Origin of the sequence: Denitraticella aggregata, from assembly GCF_048158365.1 — a bacterium.
Lineage (GTDB): Bacteria > Pseudomonadota > Gammaproteobacteria > Burkholderiales > Rhodocyclaceae > Azoarcus_F.
This window is the reverse complement of sequence record NZ_JBLLNL010000002.1, coordinates 67,491-84,984: the sequence shown is the minus strand read 5'-3', so window position 1 is coordinate 84,984 and position 17,494 is coordinate 67,491. Positions and strand designations below refer to the sequence as shown.

At 64.4% G+C, this 17,494-nt stretch carries 15 protein-coding genes; 1 reads left to right on the top strand and 14 read right to left on the bottom strand.

The genetic code is table 11. The annotated features are described in order from the left end of the window. Window positions 1-19: 19 nt before the first annotated feature. From tpiA to ACKVEX_RS03740, 4 genes are all read right to left on the bottom strand, one after another. Complete coding sequence (tpiA, locus tag ACKVEX_RS03755; RefSeq protein ID WP_473214355.1) at window positions 20-781, bottom strand: triose-phosphate isomerase; 762 nt, start codon at window positions 779-781, stop codon at window positions 20-22. Window positions 782-1,148: 367 nt separating this feature from the next. After that, window positions 1,149-1,439, bottom strand: coding sequence for a CC/Se motif family (seleno)protein (locus ACKVEX_RS03750; RefSeq protein WP_473214354.1), 291 nt, complete (start codon window positions 1,437-1,439; stop codon window positions 1,149-1,151). After that, window positions 1,436-2,515 (bottom strand): ACR3 family arsenite efflux transporter, encoded by a 1,080-nt coding sequence (gene arsB / locus ACKVEX_RS03745; RefSeq protein ID WP_473214353.1) that lies wholly within the window; start codon window positions 2,513-2,515, stop codon window positions 1,436-1,438. The genes ACKVEX_RS03750 and arsB overlap by 4 nt, the downstream gene beginning before the upstream one ends. A 33-nt stretch (window positions 2,516-2,548) precedes the next feature. After that, window positions 2,549-2,896, bottom strand: coding sequence for a metalloregulator ArsR/SmtB family transcription factor (locus tag ACKVEX_RS03740; protein ID WP_473214352.1), 348 nt, complete (start codon window positions 2,894-2,896; stop codon window positions 2,549-2,551). Window positions 2,897-3,116: 220 nt separating this feature from the next. Between ACKVEX_RS03740 and ACKVEX_RS03735 the strand changes: the two genes are divergently transcribed. After that, window positions 3,117-3,509: a hypothetical protein gene (locus ACKVEX_RS03735; RefSeq protein ID WP_473214351.1), complete on the top strand. Its 393-nt coding sequence runs from the start codon at window positions 3,117-3,119 to the stop codon at window positions 3,507-3,509. Between the two features lie 72 nt (window positions 3,510-3,581). Here ACKVEX_RS03735 and ACKVEX_RS03730 read toward each other — a convergent pair whose 3' ends face one another. The 10 genes from ACKVEX_RS03730 to ACKVEX_RS03685 all read right to left on the bottom strand — a co-directional run bounded on the left by ACKVEX_RS03730 (window position 3,582) and on the right by ACKVEX_RS03685 (window position 17,484). Beyond that, window positions 3,582-4,136, bottom strand: a complete 555-nt coding sequence (locus ACKVEX_RS03730; RefSeq protein WP_473214350.1) for an FKBP-type peptidyl-prolyl cis-trans isomerase — start codon at window positions 4,134-4,136, stop codon at window positions 3,582-3,584. A gap of 22 nt (window positions 4,137-4,158) precedes the next feature. Next, window positions 4,159-5,076 carry a tetratricopeptide repeat protein gene (locus ACKVEX_RS03725; RefSeq protein ID WP_473214349.1) on the bottom strand — a complete coding sequence of 306 codons (918 nt, stop codon included), beginning with the start codon at window positions 5,074-5,076 and terminating at the stop codon, window positions 4,159-4,161. Beyond that, entirely contained in the window at window positions 5,073-5,927 is an 855-nt protein-coding gene (gene pstB, locus ACKVEX_RS03720; protein ID WP_473214348.1) for a phosphate ABC transporter ATP-binding protein PstB, read from the bottom strand. The genes ACKVEX_RS03725 and pstB overlap by 4 nt, the downstream gene beginning before the upstream one ends. A gap of 60 nt (window positions 5,928-5,987) precedes the next feature. Further along, window positions 5,988-7,640: a phosphate ABC transporter permease PstA gene (gene pstA / locus ACKVEX_RS03715; protein WP_473214347.1), complete on the bottom strand. Its 1,653-nt coding sequence runs from the start codon at window positions 7,638-7,640 to the stop codon at window positions 5,988-5,990. A gap of 23 nt (window positions 7,641-7,663) precedes the next feature. Further along, window positions 7,664-9,961 (bottom strand): hypothetical protein, encoded by a 2,298-nt coding sequence (locus tag ACKVEX_RS03710; protein WP_473214346.1) that lies wholly within the window; start codon window positions 9,959-9,961, stop codon window positions 7,664-7,666. 114 nt (window positions 9,962-10,075) lie between these two features. After that, window positions 10,076-11,050, bottom strand: coding sequence for a PstS family phosphate ABC transporter substrate-binding protein (locus ACKVEX_RS03705; protein ID WP_473214345.1), 975 nt, complete (start codon window positions 11,048-11,050; stop codon window positions 10,076-10,078). Window positions 11,051-11,273: 223 nt separating this feature from the next. Further along, window positions 11,274-12,626 (bottom strand): phosphoglucosamine mutase, encoded by a 1,353-nt coding sequence (gene glmM, locus ACKVEX_RS03700; RefSeq protein WP_473214344.1) that lies wholly within the window; start codon window positions 12,624-12,626, stop codon window positions 11,274-11,276. Between the two features lie 154 nt (window positions 12,627-12,780). Then, window positions 12,781-14,673 carry an ATP-dependent zinc metalloprotease FtsH gene (gene ftsH, locus ACKVEX_RS03695; protein ID WP_473214343.1) on the bottom strand — a complete coding sequence of 631 codons (1,893 nt, stop codon included), beginning with the start codon at window positions 14,671-14,673 and terminating at the stop codon, window positions 12,781-12,783. Between the two features lie 279 nt (window positions 14,674-14,952). After that, window positions 14,953-15,792, bottom strand: a complete 840-nt coding sequence (locus tag ACKVEX_RS03690; RefSeq protein WP_473214342.1) for a Rossmann-like domain-containing protein — start codon at window positions 15,790-15,792, stop codon at window positions 14,953-14,955. Window positions 15,793-15,912: 120 nt separating this feature from the next. Continuing rightward, entirely contained in the window at window positions 15,913-17,484 is a 1,572-nt protein-coding gene (locus ACKVEX_RS03685; protein WP_473214341.1) for a VWA domain-containing protein, read from the bottom strand. Window positions 17,485-17,494: the final 10 nt, after the last annotated feature.

Genomic DNA, 17,494 nt, shown 5'->3' with positions numbered 1-17,494 from the left:
TGGTCCTGTCACTCCGTCGTCAAATCATGCTCGACCTGCCGGCGCCTGCCCGACAAATCGCCAGAAACTCGTCTTCGACCAGTGATGCCCCACCGATCAAGCCACCATCGCAATCCGGGAGCGCGAACAACTCCGCAGCATTGTCTGCCTTGACGCTGCCGCCATAAAGAATCGCGACGCCCGCCGCATCGGCGACCCGCTCCGCGAGCCAGCTCCGCACCCACGCCAGCACCGCCTGCACCTGCTCCGGCGATGCGCTGCGGCCGGTTCCGATCGCCCATACCGGCTCGTAGGCGATCACCACATCGGACAGCGCGGTCGCATCTAGGCACGCAGCGATCGCATCGAGCTGCCGACCCAGCACTGCCTCGACCCGCCCCCCATCCCGCTCGGCCAGCGTCTCGCCGATGCAGATGATCGGCGTCATGCCGGCCGCACGCACGACCTCGGCCTTGTCCGCCACGAGACCGTCGGTCTCGCCGCACAGGCTTCTGCGTTCGGAATGACCGACGATGACATACCGGCATCCGACGTCGGCCAGCATGCCGACGCTGACCTCCCCGGTGTACGCACCGTCCTGATATGCGCTGACATTCTGCGCACCGACACTCACCGTCGATCCCTGCAGCACCCCAGCCGCCAACGGCAGATAGGGATAAGGCACACAGATCGCACAGCGAACACCGCCAGGCGCACCGTCTCGCACCGCCGCAAGAAGCTCGCGCGCAAACGATGCGCGACCATTCATCTTCCAGTTGCCGACGACAAGCGAGCCTTTCATGTGCGCGCCTCGGAAAAGCCGTGAATTATAGCCGGCCGGCCGGCTGCCGGCAAAACATCCTGACGGGCCGGTTCACTAAAGGCCCTGAGTGGCCGGGATCAGCGCCCACCGGGACGTTCGCGCGCCAGCATACCGCCTCGGCCCCCTGCTCGAGCAGATTCAGGAAAAACCGCTCCGCAGCCTGTGCCGCATCCGAACAAACCGAACCCAGCACCACGCGGGACAGGCGCCCGGAAACGGGCAGCTTGGCCTGCACCGGGATGAGCAGCAAAGGAACGCATGTCAGCCGGGCGAAAAGTCGACCGCCACGACGATGTGTCTGAATCCCTGCATGCGCTTCTCCTCGTCCTCCGACATCGGCATTGACTCACTCCGGCGGAAGCACCGGGCCCTCGACCACCAGTCTCTTCCAGCGCCCGAACCCATCCAGCCCCACGCTCAACCCGACCTCCCGCAGCGAACGCTCGACATGGATGCGAATACCTTCCACCATCGATATCGAGTATTCCGATGGATCGCGTGGAGCGCCCAGCTCCGCAACCGGCACGCGCGCCGATCCGCCACAACAGCCATGCTTCAGGGTACAGCGCACCGTCAGGTCACCGCCGTGCAGTGCGACCCACGATGACGTCGACGGATCGATGGCGATCGCACTCATGCGCGTGCAGGCACCGCGGCCGGAAATCGATCACGGGTCCGGTTGGCGATGCGCACCAGCGCCAGCATGACCGGCACCTCCACCAGCACTCCCACCACGGTCGCAAGCGCCGCGCCGGACTGCAGGCCGAACAGTGCGATCGCCGCAGCCACCGCCAGCTCGAAGAAATTGCTCGCCCCGATCATCGCACCCGGCGCCGCGACATTGTGCGGAACCTTCCACGCCTTCGCCCAGCCGTACGCGATGAAGAAAATCAGGAAGGTCTGCAGCGTCAGCGGGATCGCGATCAGCAGGATGTGCAGCGGATTGTTCAGGATCACCTCGCCCTGGAACGCGAACAGCAGTACCAGCGTGACAAGCAACGCAGCCGGCGTCACCGGGCCGATCCTGCGCAGGAACACGTTGTCGAACCACTCGATGCCGTGCTTGCGAATCAGCATGATCCGCGTCGCGTAACCGGCCGACAGCGGGATCACGATATACAGCAGCACCGAAAGCGCCACCGTATCCCACGGCACGACGATGTTCGACACGCCGAGCAGGAACACGACGATCGGCGCGAACGCGAACAGCATGATCAGGTCGTTCACCGCCACCTGCACCAGCGTATAGGCCGCGTCTCCGCGGGTCAGGTAACTCCACACGAACACCATCGCGGTGCATGGCGCCGCACCGAGCAGGATCGCACCGGCCAGATACTCGCGCGCAAGGTCTTCCGGAATGAAGGGCTGGAACACCACGATCAGGAAGAACCATGAGATCGCGAACATCGTGAAGGGCTTGATCAGCCAGTTCACCGACGTCGTGATGACCAGCCCCTTGGGCTGGCGCCCCACACCGAGGATCGCGGCGAAGTCGATCTGCACCATCATCGGAAAGATCATGGCCCAGATGAGCACCGCGACCGGCAGCGAGACCTGCGCGTATTCCATCTTCGACAGCGCGTCCGGCACCGCCGGCAGCAACTGCCCGAGAGCCACCCCGGCCACGATGCACAGTGCCACCCATACGGTCAGATAGCGTTCGAAGAATCCCAACCCGCCGCCTTCGACGGGCTCCTTGTCTTTGTCAGTCATCGATGCACCCGTTATTCCAACAATCAGTGATCGTCACGCACAAAAATGCGGCGAAGGTCGCCCGACCATGGCTTTCAGCCGCGCGCTGTCCCGCCTGATCTGACCCGATTGACACTGGGCTTCGACCGCAGCGTCGACGATCGCCCGGCCCCAGTCGGGAAGATCCCCGGCCAGCCGATAATGAACCCACTGCCCCCGGCGCTCGTCCATCACCACTCCGCCCTCACGCAGCATGGCCAGATGGCGTGAAATCTTCGGCTGAGAGAGTTCGAGCGCGTGGGTGAGTTCGCAGACGCACAGCGACTGCTCCATGCGCAGCAATACGACGCAGCGCAAACGGGTGGGATCGGACAGCAATCGAAACAGCGAATCGGGGCTCATGACTGGAGAGCCTAGCATATATGGATTATCAGATATATCGTCGCGTGCAACCGACCTTCAGACGACGTGAACCGGTCCGGCACCGCGCGCGGCATGCCCGTCCTTGACCTCGCCCGAGCTGATGCGTAATGGCTGTCGTCGAACCGCGGCATCGGGCTTCTGCTTTGTCAGCGTTGCACTACACTGAAAAGGCAATAACCATTATTTCACTGGAGACAACATGGACGTCATCGCCAACATCCTCGCATCCTTTCGCAGCAACATCCCGGCAAGCAGCAAGACTGCGGTCGCAATCGACCGGGGTGCCACGCCTGAGGAGATCTCGACGCTGGCCACCGAGGAAGGTCTGCACGCGCTCGCCGGCGCGTTGTTCGAGGCCTGTGAGCAGGGTCTGGATGCAGAAACCGGCCAGGACCAGAGCGTCAGCAGCGTGATCGACGCTCGTCTGCATGAGTTTCGCCTGCAACTGCCCAAGGACTCCGAAACCGCGAAGCTGATCGACGCGGGCGCGTCGCTCGAGGAAATCTCGGAGGCAGCCGAAAAGGAAGGTCTGGACTCGCTGGCTGCGATGCTGGTCGAGGCCGAGCAGGAGGGTTCGCTGGGCAAGGCTTGATCGACGCCCGCATCGTCCGTCTTCTGTCGGGCCGGCACTGCATGCCGGCCCGAGGCAGATCCGCTGTCGTCGTCAGCCGCCGAGTCCGGGCACCCGTTGCTGCAGTGCGTCGCGCTCCTCGGCTTTCGGCGCTTCGACGATCGCGCGCAGTTCGAGCTCGAACACCAGCGTTTCCTCCGGCCCGACCGGTCCGCCGCCGACCACGCCGTATGCGAGTTGCGGCGGGATCACGAGCCGGACGTACGAACCGACCGGCATGCCGACCAGCGCCCGCTGCCATCCCGCGATCGTCTTCGCGATCGGTACGATCGCCGGGTCGCCACGGCGGAAGGTATCCTCGAACACCCGCCCGTCGATATGGGCGCCCCGATAATGCACCTCGACCCAGTCCTCGGCGGCAGGAGTCGGACCTTCGCCGACTGTCCGGAACTCGACCTGCAGCCCGTCCGGCAACTCGATCACACCTGGCCGGGCACGATTGGCACTGCGGTAGGTCGCCCCTTCCTCCGCATTCAGATCGGCCAGCAGCACCCGCGACTCGATCTGCTCCGGCGTGAGCCCGCAGCTGCGCGCAAACACGGCGACCATCACCAGCGCGGCCAGACTGAACAGGATCGCCCTGAGCATCAGCGCTGCACCGCCCCCGCCATCAGTCGAGGCCGCCCGGTCGCTGCGGCACGCCCGACGACCGCTCGGCCGCCCACCCCGGCGCCTGACGCTCCAGCGCCCAGCGAACCGTCCGCTCCAGCACGGCCTGGCGCTCGGCGTCACCGAGCGTCTCATTCAGTGCCTGATGGATGCGCGCACCCGTCTGGTCCCCGCCCGATGCGGCCAGCGCAGCCCAGAAAGCCGCCTCCCGCACGTCCACCGGCACGCCCGCACCGTCCAGATACATCTGCGCGAGCCAGCCCTGCATCTGCGGATGCCCGTCCTCGGCGCTGATGCGGGTGTACCGCGCCGCGAGATCCGCATCCTGAGGATGACCGCCGATGCCTTCCACATAGAGACGCGCGAGGAAGAAGGCCGCGAGCGACTGACCGCTTTCCAGCGCGGGTTCGAGCAACGATCGGGCCTCGTCGACCCGTTCGACCGCAATTCCGCCGACCGCATCCGCAATCAGCACCGAAGCCAGCGCGATGTTGGCCGGGAGATAGCCACCGTCGATGCCATGCCGGAACCAATGTTCGGCGCGGGCACGATCGGGTGTGAGCTCGGAGCGACCGAGGTACATCCACCCGAGCTTGATCGAGAACTCATGCACGCCGCCCTCGGCCAGTACTGCGTAGTGACGCGCCGCCGCCTCGTGATCGACCGCTACGCCATGGCCATGTTCGTACATCCAGCCGAGGTAGGACTGCGCGCGCAACGACCCCAGCGCGGCGGCGCGCTCGAACTCGTCCCGCGCACCGCTCCAGTCGGGCGGGTTCTGCTGCATCAGGACGTGGGCCTTGGTTTCGATCGTCCGCACGTCGGCGGAACCGGTCGCAGCATGCACGGCCGGACCGAGCGTCCACACGAACGCGGCCAGCAGGACGGCCGCGAAGCGAATAATGGCGCGCTTGCTCAACCGTAGCGCCCGGTGATGTAGTCCTCGGTGGCTTTCTTCTCGGGACTCACGAACAGTTTGCGGGTGTCACCGTACTCGATCAACTCACCCAGGTACATGTACGCGGTGAAATCCGACACCCTCGCCGCCTGCTGCATGTTGTGGGTCACGATCAGAATCGTGAACTGCTCCTTCAACTCCTCGACGAGTTCCTCGATCTTGGACGTCGAGATCGGATCCAGCGCCGAGGTCGGCTCGTCGAGCAGCAGCACTTCGGGTTCGATCGCGATCGCACGGGCGATGACCAGACGCTGTTGCTGGCCGCCGGACAGGCCGAATGCATTGGTCTGAAGCCTATCCTTGACCTCGTTCCACAATGCGACGCTCTTCAGCGAATGCTCCACGACCTCGTCGAGCACGTTCTTGTCCTTCACGCCCTGCAGACGCAATCCGTATGCGACGTTCTCGTAGATCGACTTCGGGAACGGGTTCGGCTTCTGGAAAACCATGCCGATCTTGCGCCGCAATTCGGCCACGTCCACATGCTTGGCGTAGATGTTCTCGCCGTGCAGGTTGATCGCGCCCTCGATGCGGCAGGAGTCCACCAGATCGTTCATGCGGTTGAAGCAGCGCAGCAACGTCGATTTGCCGCAGCCCGACGGACCGATGAAGGCGGTCACGCGCTTGGCCGCGACCTTCATGCTGACCGACTTGAGCGCCTTGTCGTTGCCGTAATAGAGATCGAGGTTCTCGACCGTGATCGCGATCTCCTCCTTGTCGAGCGACAGGTGCTGACGATCGGTGTCCGAGAAAAGTCCGGCGTTCATGCCGCTCGGCTTCCTGGCGATCTCGGGGGTGGCAAGCTGGTTCATCGTGTTTCTCCGATCCGTATCTGAGTTCTGCATGGCTGGTTGACCTGGGAACGCCGGCGATCAATCGCCCTCTGCACGGTACTTCTCGCGCAGATGGTTGCGGATGGTGATCGCACTGAGGTTGAGCGCGATGATGAGCAGCACCAGGATCAGCGCAGTCGCATAGACCAGGGCTTCGGCCGCTTCGGCGTGCGGACTCTGGAAACCGACGTCGTAGATGTGGAAGCCGAGGTGCATGATCTTTCGTTCGAGGTGGATGAACGGGAAGTTACCATCGATCGGGAGCGTCGGCGCGAGTTTCACGACGCCGACCAGCATCAGCGGCGCGACCTCGCCCGCGGCCCTCGCGATCGCCAGGATGAGCCCGGTCATCATCGCCGGCGTCGCCAGCGGGACAACCACCTTCCACAGCGTCTCGCCCTTGGTCGCGCCGAGCGCGAGTGAACCCATGCGGATCGTCGAGGGAATCCGCGACAGGCCCTCCTCGGTCGATACGATCACGACCGGCAGCGTCAGCAGTGCCAGCGTCAGCGAGGCCCAGAAAAGGCCGGGCGTCCCGAAGGTCGGGGCCGGCAGCGCCTCCGGATAGAATGCGCTGTCGATCGCGCCTCCGAGCACATAGACGAAGAAACCGAGGCCGAACACGCCGAACACGATCGATGGCACCCCGGCGAGGTTGTACACCGAGATCCGGATCGCCTTCAGCAGCGCTCCCTGCTTCGCGTATTCGCGCAGGTAGATGGCCGCGAGCACACCGAACGGCGTCACGATGATGGACATCACCAGCACCATCACGACGGTGCCGAAGATCGCCGGGAAGATGCCACCCTCGGTATTGGCCTCGCGCGGATAACCAAAGATGAAGTCGAAGAAGGACCTGACGTAGAAACCGACCTTGGCCGGAATCGACATGTTGTTCGGCTGCCACGCATTGACGATGCGATCCAGACCGACGGTGACCTCGGTTCCGTCCGCGACGACGAGCACCAGCGCATCGCGTTTGACGTCGGCCAGCAGTTCGTTCAGCCGGGCCTGCAGCACCGCATACTCGGCGTTCAGCGACTCGCGACGCTGCGCGAAGTCGCGCTCGAGCTCAGGGGTCAGCGTGCCGCGCAGTTCGGCGCGACGCTGGTCGAGGCGCACGCGCTCCAGCCTGAAGTTGATGTTGCCGATCGCACCGCGCTCGATGCTGCGAATCTCGTCGAACAACGCATTGCTGCGCTTCAGCCGCGTCTGAAACTCCGGCCACAAGGTATCACGCTCGGCAATCACCTGCCCGTGCTCGAGCAGACGCATCGGAAAGCCGTAGAAATCGCCCCATTCACGCCGCTCGAGGACAGCGATCTCCTTCGGGAACGTCCATTCCCCCATGAAATCGGCGACGAAAAACGTAAAGTCACGACCGGTCACGTCCCGGTTGCCGAGCTTCAGCAGATGCCGGGTCGCCAGGAGCTGGTCTTCCGGAAGCCGGACACCCGCTTCTCGCAGCGACTGCGCGGTCAGCGTCTCGGACCTGCGCAGTTCCCCGATCACGCGGACCTGCTCGCCATTGGGCTGCAGATACGTCGTGCTGATGACGTTGTGCGGCCAGAAATGGCCGAAGCCCCGCACCAGGATCAGCGCCAGCAGGCCGAACACCATGATCATGCTGATGCTGACCGCGCCACCGTTCAACCAGATCCACGGAGATCCGCTTTTCCACCACTGTTTCATTTCATCGACCTCGTCGGATCTGATCAAAGGGACGCGTAGCGCTTGCGCAGGCGCTGGCGCACGACTTCAGCCGCCGTGTTCAGCACAAAGGTGAAGGCCAGCAGCACCAGCGCGGACAGGAACAGGACCCTGAAGTGGGTCGAACCGACCGCCGTCTCCGGCAGTTCCACCGCGATGTTCGCGGCCAGTGTGCGCATGCCCTCAAAGATGTTGAAGTTCACGATCGGACTGTTACCCGAGGCCATCAGCACGATCATGGTCTCGCCGACCGCACGGCCGAAGCCGATCATCACCGCCGAGAAGATGCCTGGACTCGCGGTCAGCAACACCACGCCGACCACGGTCTGCCAGCGGGTCGCGCCAAGCGCGAGCGAACCCTGGGTCAGGTGTCGCGGCACGTTGAACACGGCGTCCTCGGCGATCGAGAAGATCGTCGGAATCACCGCGAAACCCATCGCGAGCCCGACGATCAGCGCGTTGCGCTGGTCGTACGGGATGCCGACGTTGGTCAGCCACTGCCGCATCGAGCCGTCGAAGTAGGTCACCTCGATCCAAGGACTGATGCCGATCGCGAACCAGCCGGCCACGAGTACGACCGGAACCAGCAACGCCGCCTCCCAGCCGCCCTGGATCACGTTGCGTACCGATGCGGGCGTGTGGCTGATCGCATAACCGAAGATCAGGATGGCGAGCGGGATGAACAGCAGGCAGGTGATCAGGATCGGCAGGTTGTTCTCGATATAGGGCGCGAGCCAGATGCCCGCGAGAAAACCGAGAATCACCGTCGGCAAGGCCTCCATCAGCTCGATCGACGGCTTCACGATCTTGCGCATCGGCACCGACATGAAATAAGCGGTGTAGATCGCGCCCATGATCGCGATCGGCGTGCCCAGCAGCATCGCGAACAACGCAGCCTTCAGCGTTCCGATCGACAGGGGCACCAGGCTCAGCTTGGACTCGAACGCGTCGTCGGCTGACGACGACTGCCAGATGTACGCCGGCGCATCGCGTCCCTCGTACCAGACCTTGCCCCACAGCCCGCTCAGTGAGGTCTGCGGGTGGGGATTGTCGATCGCGAGTACCTGCACGGCACCGTCCGTACCGCTTTCGACCAGCGCGGTGCGATTGATCGGCGACATCGCGATTCGGTTGATCGGCCTGTCCGCCACATCGACGATCTTCAGCGTCACGCTCGAAGTCGCGTAATGCAGGCCGACCGAGCCACTCGCGTCACCCGCCATGAAACCCTTGCGGCTGTGCTCGGGCTCAATGAAGGTGATCGCGCCGGGTTGCGATCTGAACGACCGGATCTGCGTCAGCCTCATCGATCCCGAGGCTTCGTCGCGCACCAGAATCCATTGCGCCAGGCTGCCATCCGAGCCGCCGACGATCACCGACCGCGAGCCCACGAGCATCTCTGCGGCCGTCACCTCGACACCCGCGGGAACGAGCTCCATCCGCTCGACCAGTCGCGGACTGTTGCGATTCACGATATCAAAGTGATGCAGCACGCCGGACACGTCGATTGCAAACAGATCACGCAGCGATTCGTTGACCAGCAACTGGCGCACCGGCGCGCCGATGTTGGGAAGATTGAAGTCCTGGCGCCGGATCTCGATGGTACCGGTCAGCATGCTGGTCGACGTGCTGAACAATGCCATGGAGATGTCGCCGTCGGTCGTACCGGCAGCGACGATGTAGCCGCCGCGTCCATCGACGATCTCCAGCGCGGAGTACTGAGCACCGCCCTCGTGCCCGAAGGTCAATGGCTCCTCCCCGAGCGGAAAGTTCAGGCGCGGTGTGACCACGCGCACGCCCTGCGGATAAGTCAGTTCGTAATCGACTCTGACCGGCAGGATCGATCCATCCGAGAAGCCATACACGAACAGACTCTTGCGGCTCTCCGAACGACCGAAGCTGGTGATCGTCGCATCCTCCGGCATCGGCACCTGCTGACGCGACAGTACGCGACCGTCACGCGCGTCGAAGAATGTGATGACCCCCGACCCGGCGAACCGACCACCGATCTCTTCGAAGCGGTCCAGCGTCAGATGTAGCGTCGGCGAGGCATGATCGTCGCCCGGCACGGTGAACACCACCGTGGGTTCGACGCTCACCGGCTTCAGCAGCGGCAGCGTTTCGTAGAACAGATAAAGGAAGATCAGCGCCAGCGCGACGATCACACCCAGGCCACCTGCACCGACCCCGTACCGGGACAGGCCATCGCGAAAACTCCGGCGCTTCCGCAATTTCTGCCGCTCGCCCTCGCTTGGCAACAAGGACTCGCGCGTGGCCGGACTCTGGGGCGCAATCGCTGACATGCTCATCTACTCCTGATGTCGGGTCGGAACAACAACGAGAAAAAGCCGGTTCCTCGGCAAAAAACGGGGCTTCGTCGCATCCACGACGAAGCCCCTTATCAACTCAGGGCGCTGTTATTCGAGCCCTTTCTCCTTGCGGAAACGCTCGGCGACGGTGGCCGGTATGGTCACGTAGCCGTCACGATTCACGACCTCCTGCCCGTCCTTCGAAAGCACCATGCGGAAGAACTCCTTCTCCAGCGGCGCCATGCCGGTGTTCGGATTGGCGTTCGCATAGACGAGCAGGAAGCGCGCCAGCGGATAGGTGCCATTCACCGCGTTCTCGCCGTTGGCTTCGGCGTAGCCGCCGCCGTGCTCCTTGGACAGCGGCACGACACGCACGCCCGAGGTCTTGTAGCCGATGCCGGAATAGCCGATACCGTTGATCGTCTGCTCGACACCGCGCACGACCGCCGACGAACCCGGCTGCTCATTGATCGTCGATTTGAAGTCACCGCCGCACAGCGCGTGCTCTTTGAAGAAACCGTAGGTGCCGGACACCGCATTGCGGCTGTAAAGCGTGATGTCACGATTGGCCCAGCTGCCGGTCAGGCCGACCTGGCCCCAGGTCGTGATGTCGTCCGCGTAGCCACAGGCGCGCGTCGCGGAGAAGATCGCATCGACTTGCGGAAGCGACAGACCCTCGATCGGGTTGTCCTTATTCACATACACGGCGACCATGTCGATCGCGACCGGGACCTCGGTGGGCGCATAGCCATGACGGTCTTCGAACGCGCGGATCTCGGACTCGCGCATCGGGCGGCTCATCGGGCCGAAGTTCGCGGTGCCTTCGATCAGCGCCGGAGGAGCGGTCGAGGAACCCGCGCCCTGGATCTGGATATTGACATTCGGGTAGAACTTGGCGAACTCTTCGGCCCACAGCGTCATCAGATTGTTCAGGGTGTCCGATCCGATCGACGTCAGGTTGCCGGAAACACCGGAGACACGCTCGTAGTTCGGCAGGGCCGGATCGACGTCGGCAGACGCGATTCCGGCGGACAGCCCCAGCGCGGCGGCAATACCCAGGACGAGGGTTTTTTTCAGCATCATGTCAATCTTCCTCTCAGGTGAGTGATGGCCACGAACCAGGCGCGTCCGATCGACACGCCCAAGTTTCGAGAACCCGATTGTCACGATGCAAGGTTACAAAAAGATTAAATTCACAATTCGATGCGTAAGGCACGGCCTGGCTTCGACCCGGTTACGGCGCCCCACCGACCGTCGACCGACTCGGCGCAACCGTGTCTGCCAGGCTTCCGGCAGCGCGTAGGGCTCAGCCTGCGGCCTTCTCGACCGCGGATGCGATGCTGTGCGCCAGACGCCCGACCTGTGACGCGTCCCGCCCCTCGACCATGACCCGCAACAGCGGTTCGGTGCCGGACGGACGCAGCAACACCCGCCCGCTGTCACCGAGCTCGGAAACCGCGACGCGGGTGGCCGCATCGATGGCCGGATCGGCGCGCCAGTCGAAGCCGCTCGCGAGCCGGACGTTGACCAGCTTTTGTGGATAGAAGACCAGGTCGCCACACGCATCGGCGAGCGTCTGGCGATGCCGCTTCAGCGCCGACAGGACCTGCAGTGCCGACACGATGGCGTCTCCGGTGGTGTGCCAATCGAGGCAGATGATGTGGCCGGAGTTCTCGCCGCCCAGCCTCCAGCCGCGTGACTGCAGCAGTTCGAGCACGTAACGATCGCCGACCTTGGCCCGGTCGAAGGGCACACCGAGGCGGCCGATCGCATGTTCGAACCCGAGATTGCTCATCAGCGTGCCGACCACACCGTCAAGGCGACCCTGGGCCTTACGATCGGCCGCGATCACGTAAAGCAGCTTGTCGCCATCGTAGATCTCGCCGGCCGCATCCACCATGACCAGCCGATCCCCGTCCCCGTCGAGCGCGATGCCGATGTCCGCACCGCTCGCCAGCACCGCATTGCGCAGGCTCTCCGGCCGGGTCGCGCCGACGCCGTCGTTGATGTTGAGGCCGTCGGGTTCGACACCCACCGAATGGACCTCCGCCCCCAGCTCATGGAAAACGCTCGGCGCGATGTGATAGGCCGCACCATGCGCGCAGTCGAGCGCGATCTTCATGCCACGCAGGTCGAGTTCGTTAGGGAAGGTGCTCTTGCAGAACTCGATGTAGCGACCGGCCGCATCCTCGATACGGCGGGCCTTGCCGAGTTTGGTCGACTCGACGCACCCCATCGGCTGATCCACGTGCTCCTCGATCTCGATCTCGACGCTGTCGGGCAGTTTGGCCCCCTCGGCCGAGAAGAACTTGATGCCGTTGTCGTAAAATGGGTTGTGCGACGCCGAGATGACCACACCCGCCTGCAGCCGCAACGCCCGCGTCAGGTAAGCGACGGCCGGGGTCGGGACCGGGCCGGCGAGCATCACATCGACACCGGCTGCGGCGAAACCGGACTCCAGCGCGGCCTCCAGCATGTAGCCCGAGATGCGCGTGTCCTTGCCGATCAGCACCGCCGGACGCTCGCCGTGCGGCAGATTCTCACGCCGAACCAGCGCCAGTCCGGCCGCGTAACCGAGTCTCATCACGAATTCCGGCGTGATCGGCGCCTCGCCGACCAGTCCCCGCACACCATCAGTCCCGAAATACTTGCGCCCCATCACCCGTCACCGTCGTTGATCAATTGACCAATTATGACATCAAGCCAGCGCGGAACCGCACGCATTCAGTGTCCGCATGTGACAGCATTCACCGTGACCGCCAAAGCAAAACCGGCCACGCAGGGCCGGTTTCGTCATTGATTGCAAGGGGGCGTCAGGCCACGGGCGCCGGCGCATTCGGCTCGGCCCCCGGCGCGTCGTCCTTCGGACGCGGCGGCGGAGATGCAACCTGCTTCGGCGGACGCGGAGGACGACCTTCGACGATGTCGTTGATCTGATCCGAATCCAGGGTTTCCCACTCCAGCAAGGCTTGGGTCATCGCCTCGATCTTGTCGCGGTTCTCCTCGATCAGGCGACGCGCAAGCGCGTACTGCTGATCGATGATGCGACGGATCTCGGCATCGACTTTCTGCATCGTGGCTTCCGACACGTTTCGATGCGTGGTGACCTGGCGACCGAGGAAGATCTCACCCTCCTCCTCGCCATACACCATCGGCCCGAGGTTGTCCGACATGCCCCACTGCGTCACCATGCGGCGCGCCAGATCGGTCGCGCGGGCGAAGTCGTTCGATGCGCCGGTAGTCATCTGGTCCATGAAGATCTCTTCGCAGATCCGCCCGCCGAACAGCACCGCGATGGTCTGCAGCAGACGCTCCCTGTCCTGGCTGTAACGATCGGTCTCCGGCAGCTGCATCGTCACGCCCAGCGCGCGACCGCGCGGAATGATCGTGACCTTGTGCACCGGATCGGTCTTGTCGAGCAGCTTGGCGACCAGCGCGTGACCCGACTCGTGATACGCGGTGTTGCGCCGTTCCTCTTCGGGCATGACCATGGACCGGCGCTCCGAGCCCATCATGATCTTGTCCTTGGCGCGCTCGAAGTCGTCCATGTCGACCAGACGCTTTGCACCGCGCGCAGCGAACAGGGCCGCCTCATTGACCAGGTTGGCCAGATCCGCACCCGAGAACCCGGGCGTGCCGCGGGCCAGCACGACAGGCTCGACGTCAGGCGCGATCGGGACCTTGCGCATATGCACCTTCAGGATCTGCTCGCGACCCCGGATATCGGGCAGCGGCACCACGACCTGACGGTCGAAGCGACCCGGGCGTAGCAACGCCGGATCGAGCACGTCCGGACGGTTGGTCGCCGCGATGACGATGACACCGGTCTGGCCCTCGAAGCCGTCCATCTCGACCAGCAACTGGTTCAGCGTCTGTTCGCGCTCGTCGTTGCCACCACCCATGCCGGCACCACGCTGGCGGCCGACTGCGTCGATCTCGTCGATGAAGATGATGCACGGCGCGTGCTTCTTGGCCTGTTCGAACATGTCGCGCACGCGGGCCGCGCCGACACCGACGAACATCTCGACGAAATCCGATCCCGAGATGGAGAAGAACGGCACCTTGGCCTCACCGGCGATCGCCTTCGCAAGCAGCGTCTTGCCGGTACCGGGTGAGCCGACCATCAGCACGCCCTTCGGGATGTGCCCGCCGAGCTTCTGGAAGCGTGACGGATCACGCAGGAAGTCGACCAGCTCGGAAACTTCTTCCTTCGCTTCGTCGCAACCGGCAACATCGGCGAACGTGATCGAGTTGGCCGATTCGTCGAGCATGCGGGCCTTGGACTTGCCGAACGAGAACGCCCCCCCACGACCGCCACCCTGCATCTGGCGCATGAAGAAGATCCATACACCGATCAGCAGCAGCATCGGGAACCAGGACACGAAGATGCTCATCAGGAAAGACTGGTCTTCGTCGGGCTTGCTCGCCGTCACCGCAACACCGGCGCGCAACAGGTCGGACACCATCCAGATGTCCTGCACGCCCGGCGTGTACACCGTGACCTGTCGGCCTTCCAGCGTCGTCGCCTTCACGACGCGCCCGTCGAGTACCGCCTTGGCGATCCGCCCGGCGCGTGCCTCGTCCATGAACTGCGAATACTCCATGGTGTTCGGCGCGACCTGGCGCGTATTGAACTGGTTGAAGACCGTCATCAGCACTACGCCGATCACCATCCAGATCGCAAGATTCTTGAACAGATTATTCAACGTCTTTTCCTTGTATGCCCTGCAAGGGCGGCAAAAAGCTGACCCATTCTATTAGCGATCGTTCCCCCTAGCAAACCAATCGCTGCGATCAACGAAATCAATGAGTCCGGACGCTGGAAGGAGAAGAACTTGCGCCCCGCAGCGCTCAGGCTGCTCAGCGTTCGCAATCCGACCTCATCGACCGTGAACGCTTCTCGCTCACCTTCCATAGACAGTAGATGGACGACGACGTTCCGCAGCGCAGACGTTCGCACCGCCTTTGCGAGCCACGCGCTGCCGTCACCCCTTCAGCCTCGCCAGCAGGGCCTCGAACCCCGGATACGAGGACGGCTCGATCGCGAACTTTCGCGCATGACGACTCCACGAAGCGCCACTGACGAGCGCGTCGACGAAGCCGACCGTGTCGTGGATCCAGCTCCCGCCTACGAAGGTGACGCCGCGTGCGAACAACGGGTCGGGAAGACACCCGGCACTGGGCCCGACCAGCGCGACCTGCGTGGCCTGGCGGCAACAGTCGAGGACGCTGTCGAGCGTGTCGTTGAGCAGCACCGTGCTCGTGGACAACACCTTGTTGCAGGCACGCAGTTCGGATGGATCCAGGCTGACCCGAAACCCGGCGTGTTCACCCGCGAGCTCGGGCTTGAGCTCGACCACAGTGAGCTTCGCCCCGGACGCGACCACCCTGGGGACCAATGGCTTGAAGAATCCGACCATGCCGATGCGGTCCGACCCGCAGGGTGCAAGGCCACCGACCGAATCCATGCTCGAACCCGGCTCGAATCCGGCGCGATCGAACAGGCAGCGGGTCAGCGCATTGATCGCCGCGAATCCGACGGTGCGCTGGACCGGACGCGGGCTTCGGCACTGGCCGGCCAGTTCGAGCGCCCCCAGGCCCTTCAGCCCGACGCACCCGTCGTCACGGACCAGACGCGCCAACGTGTCGTCGAGCAGCACATATGACAGGCCGATCGAACCATCCTCCAGCTCGAGCGCACAGAACTCGCCCTCCTTGCCGCCGGCGAGATCCGGATGGGGCAAGTGCAAGGCGACGACCCGCGGCAGCGGGCCCAGCACTTGCGCACGCTCGAGCAGCGCAATCAACTCATCGGCAATCGTCATCGGACGTTCCTTCGGATTCGGGAGGATGGGACGGAACCGGGCCGGGGCCGAGTCCCGACGCGGTCAGGCGCAGAGAGGCCGACGGGTCGGCCCCGGTGCCGCCGTGCAAGGCTGCGGCGATCAAACCGGATCTCGCGGAATATAGGCCCGCCCGCTGATTCGCATCGCGTCGGACACGGCCGACCCGGACACGGTCGCATCGCGGTTCTGCCGGTTGCGCAATGCCCCCGGGAAATAGCTCGCGGTCAGGCTGCTGCTATGTACTGGAGATGCCCCGTCCGACCCGCCGAAACGCCGCCAGTCGCGCACCCAGAAGACATCGTCGGTGATCTCGAGCAGCCCGATGGTCTCCCGGTCACCGATGAGTATGCCCTGAACCCGCAGTCCGGCTTCGTCCCTGGCCCGGTTCACGCGCTCGGCCAGCGACGGCGTCGTACCGAACTCGCCGTCGGATGCGATCAGCAGATCGGCAAGCTGCCAGTTGCTGTCGCCCAGCCGTTCCAGAACGCGCTCCAGCGGTCCGCAGATGTCGGTCCCCCCCTGAAAGCTGCCGGCCAGAAACCGCGCCAGTTTCATCAAGCCGCGCTCATCCATGGCCAGATCCAGCTCGACGATCTCGTCCGGACCGCCGAACGCAAACACATGACAGGCGCGCCGCTGGGCGTGCGCGACCCGGGCGACTTCGAGCACCACCGCCTTCGCCACCCGTTCGGCTCCACCCCGCATCGATGCGCTGGTGTCCACGCACACCAGCATCGGGCCCATCTCGCGCCGTGGAGCCGGACGCGGCCCGGGCAGCCGGGTCGGCGCCTGCTCGTGCCGAAGCGCCTGCATCCGGTCGTCGTCTTCATAGGTCAGCAGCGCGCGCTCGGCATGGCGCGCATGCCACACCAGGCGCAAGCGCGGATGCATGAACATGATGGACTCGCTCGGCAACATCCGCGCGAACCGTTCGGATCGGCACACCCCGCGGGTTTCACCCGGCAGTTCGGGCACATGGACCGTGCGCGCGCGCGGATGCAGGGCCGAGGCCAGCTGGCTCATGGCCTGTTCAGGCTGCCCGTCGCCTGCCGGATCGGCCACGTCGATCGCCCGCCCCAGGCGCCGGATGATCGCGGTCAGTTCGGGCAGCCCTTCGATCAGGGCCCGGATGCGAACCACTGACTCCCAGTCGCTGCTGCGCAACAGTCCGCGCAACATGTCCCAGCGACAGTTCTTCAGCAGATCGCCGGGATCGCCGAAGATCTCGATCAGTGCGTCGATGTCCGCGGATCGTTCGACCCAATCCTGCTCGAAGGCGGCCAGCGCGCGGGCGATCGCATGCGGCTCGTCCTCACCCCGGTCCTCGTAGTCGACGATCAGATCGACGTGAAAGAGAAGGCTCTGCACGACGGCCTCGGCAAGGGGCTCGCAAGCCATGCAGTGCTGTTGCAGTCCCAGGCGCTCGAGCGTTTCGCACAGGGATGTCGCGAGCGGCTCACCCGGCCAGCGTGCCGCCGTCTGCCACGGCACGCGACCGGCCAGCAGCGCCTCGCGCCAGTGCTCGAGCGCAGCCAGGCGGGGTTCGAGCATGCCGCGCGAATGGGTCAGGCTCGCCAGCCACACGCCGCGCGGCAGACGCTCCAGCGGTGCAAGCCGCGTCTCGAGCGACTCGAAGATCAGCGACCGCGGCGCATCGACGGCACGGTTCATCGCGCCGTCG

Bases quoted from the DNA above. Each gene is read 5' to 3' on its own strand.
- pstA (WP_473214347.1), bottom strand. From the start codon at position 7,640: ATGAAACAGTGGTGGAAAAGCGGATCTCCGTGGATCTGGTTGAACGGT.
- ACKVEX_RS03705 (WP_473214345.1), bottom strand. From the start codon at position 11,050: ATGATGCTGAAAAAAACCCTCGTCCTGGGTATTGCCGCCGCGCTGGGG.
- ACKVEX_RS03685 (WP_473214341.1), bottom strand. From the start codon at position 17,484: ATGAACCGTGCCGTCGATGCGCCGCGGTCGCTGATCTTCGAGTCGCTC.
- ACKVEX_RS03750 (WP_473214354.1), bottom strand. From the start codon at position 1,439: ATGAGTGCGATCGCCATCGATCCGTCGACGTCATCGTGGGTCGCACTG.
- ACKVEX_RS03710 (WP_473214346.1), bottom strand. From the start codon at position 9,961: ATGTCAGCGATTGCGCCCCAGAGTCCGGCCACGCGCGAGTCCTTGTTG.
- arsB (WP_473214353.1), bottom strand. From the start codon at position 2,515: ATGACTGACAAAGACAAGGAGCCCGTCGAAGGCGGCGGGTTGGGATTC.
- ACKVEX_RS03730 (WP_473214350.1), bottom strand. From the start codon at position 4,136: ATGCTCAGGGCGATCCTGTTCAGTCTGGCCGCGCTGGTGATGGTCGCC.
- ACKVEX_RS03735 (WP_473214351.1), top strand. From the start codon at position 3,117: ATGGACGTCATCGCCAACATCCTCGCATCCTTTCGCAGCAACATCCCG.
- pstB (WP_473214348.1), bottom strand. From the start codon at position 5,927: ATGAACCAGCTTGCCACCCCCGAGATCGCCAGGAAGCCGAGCGGCATG.
- ACKVEX_RS03690 (WP_473214342.1), bottom strand. From the start codon at position 15,792: ATGACGATTGCCGATGAGTTGATTGCGCTGCTCGAGCGTGCGCAAGTG.
- tpiA (WP_473214355.1), bottom strand. From the start codon at position 781: ATGAAAGGCTCGCTTGTCGTCGGCAACTGGAAGATGAATGGTCGCGCA.
- ACKVEX_RS03740 (WP_473214352.1), bottom strand. From the start codon at position 2,896: ATGAGCCCCGATTCGCTGTTTCGATTGCTGTCCGATCCCACCCGTTTG.
- glmM (WP_473214344.1), bottom strand. From the start codon at position 12,626: ATGGGGCGCAAGTATTTCGGGACTGATGGTGTGCGGGGACTGGTCGGC.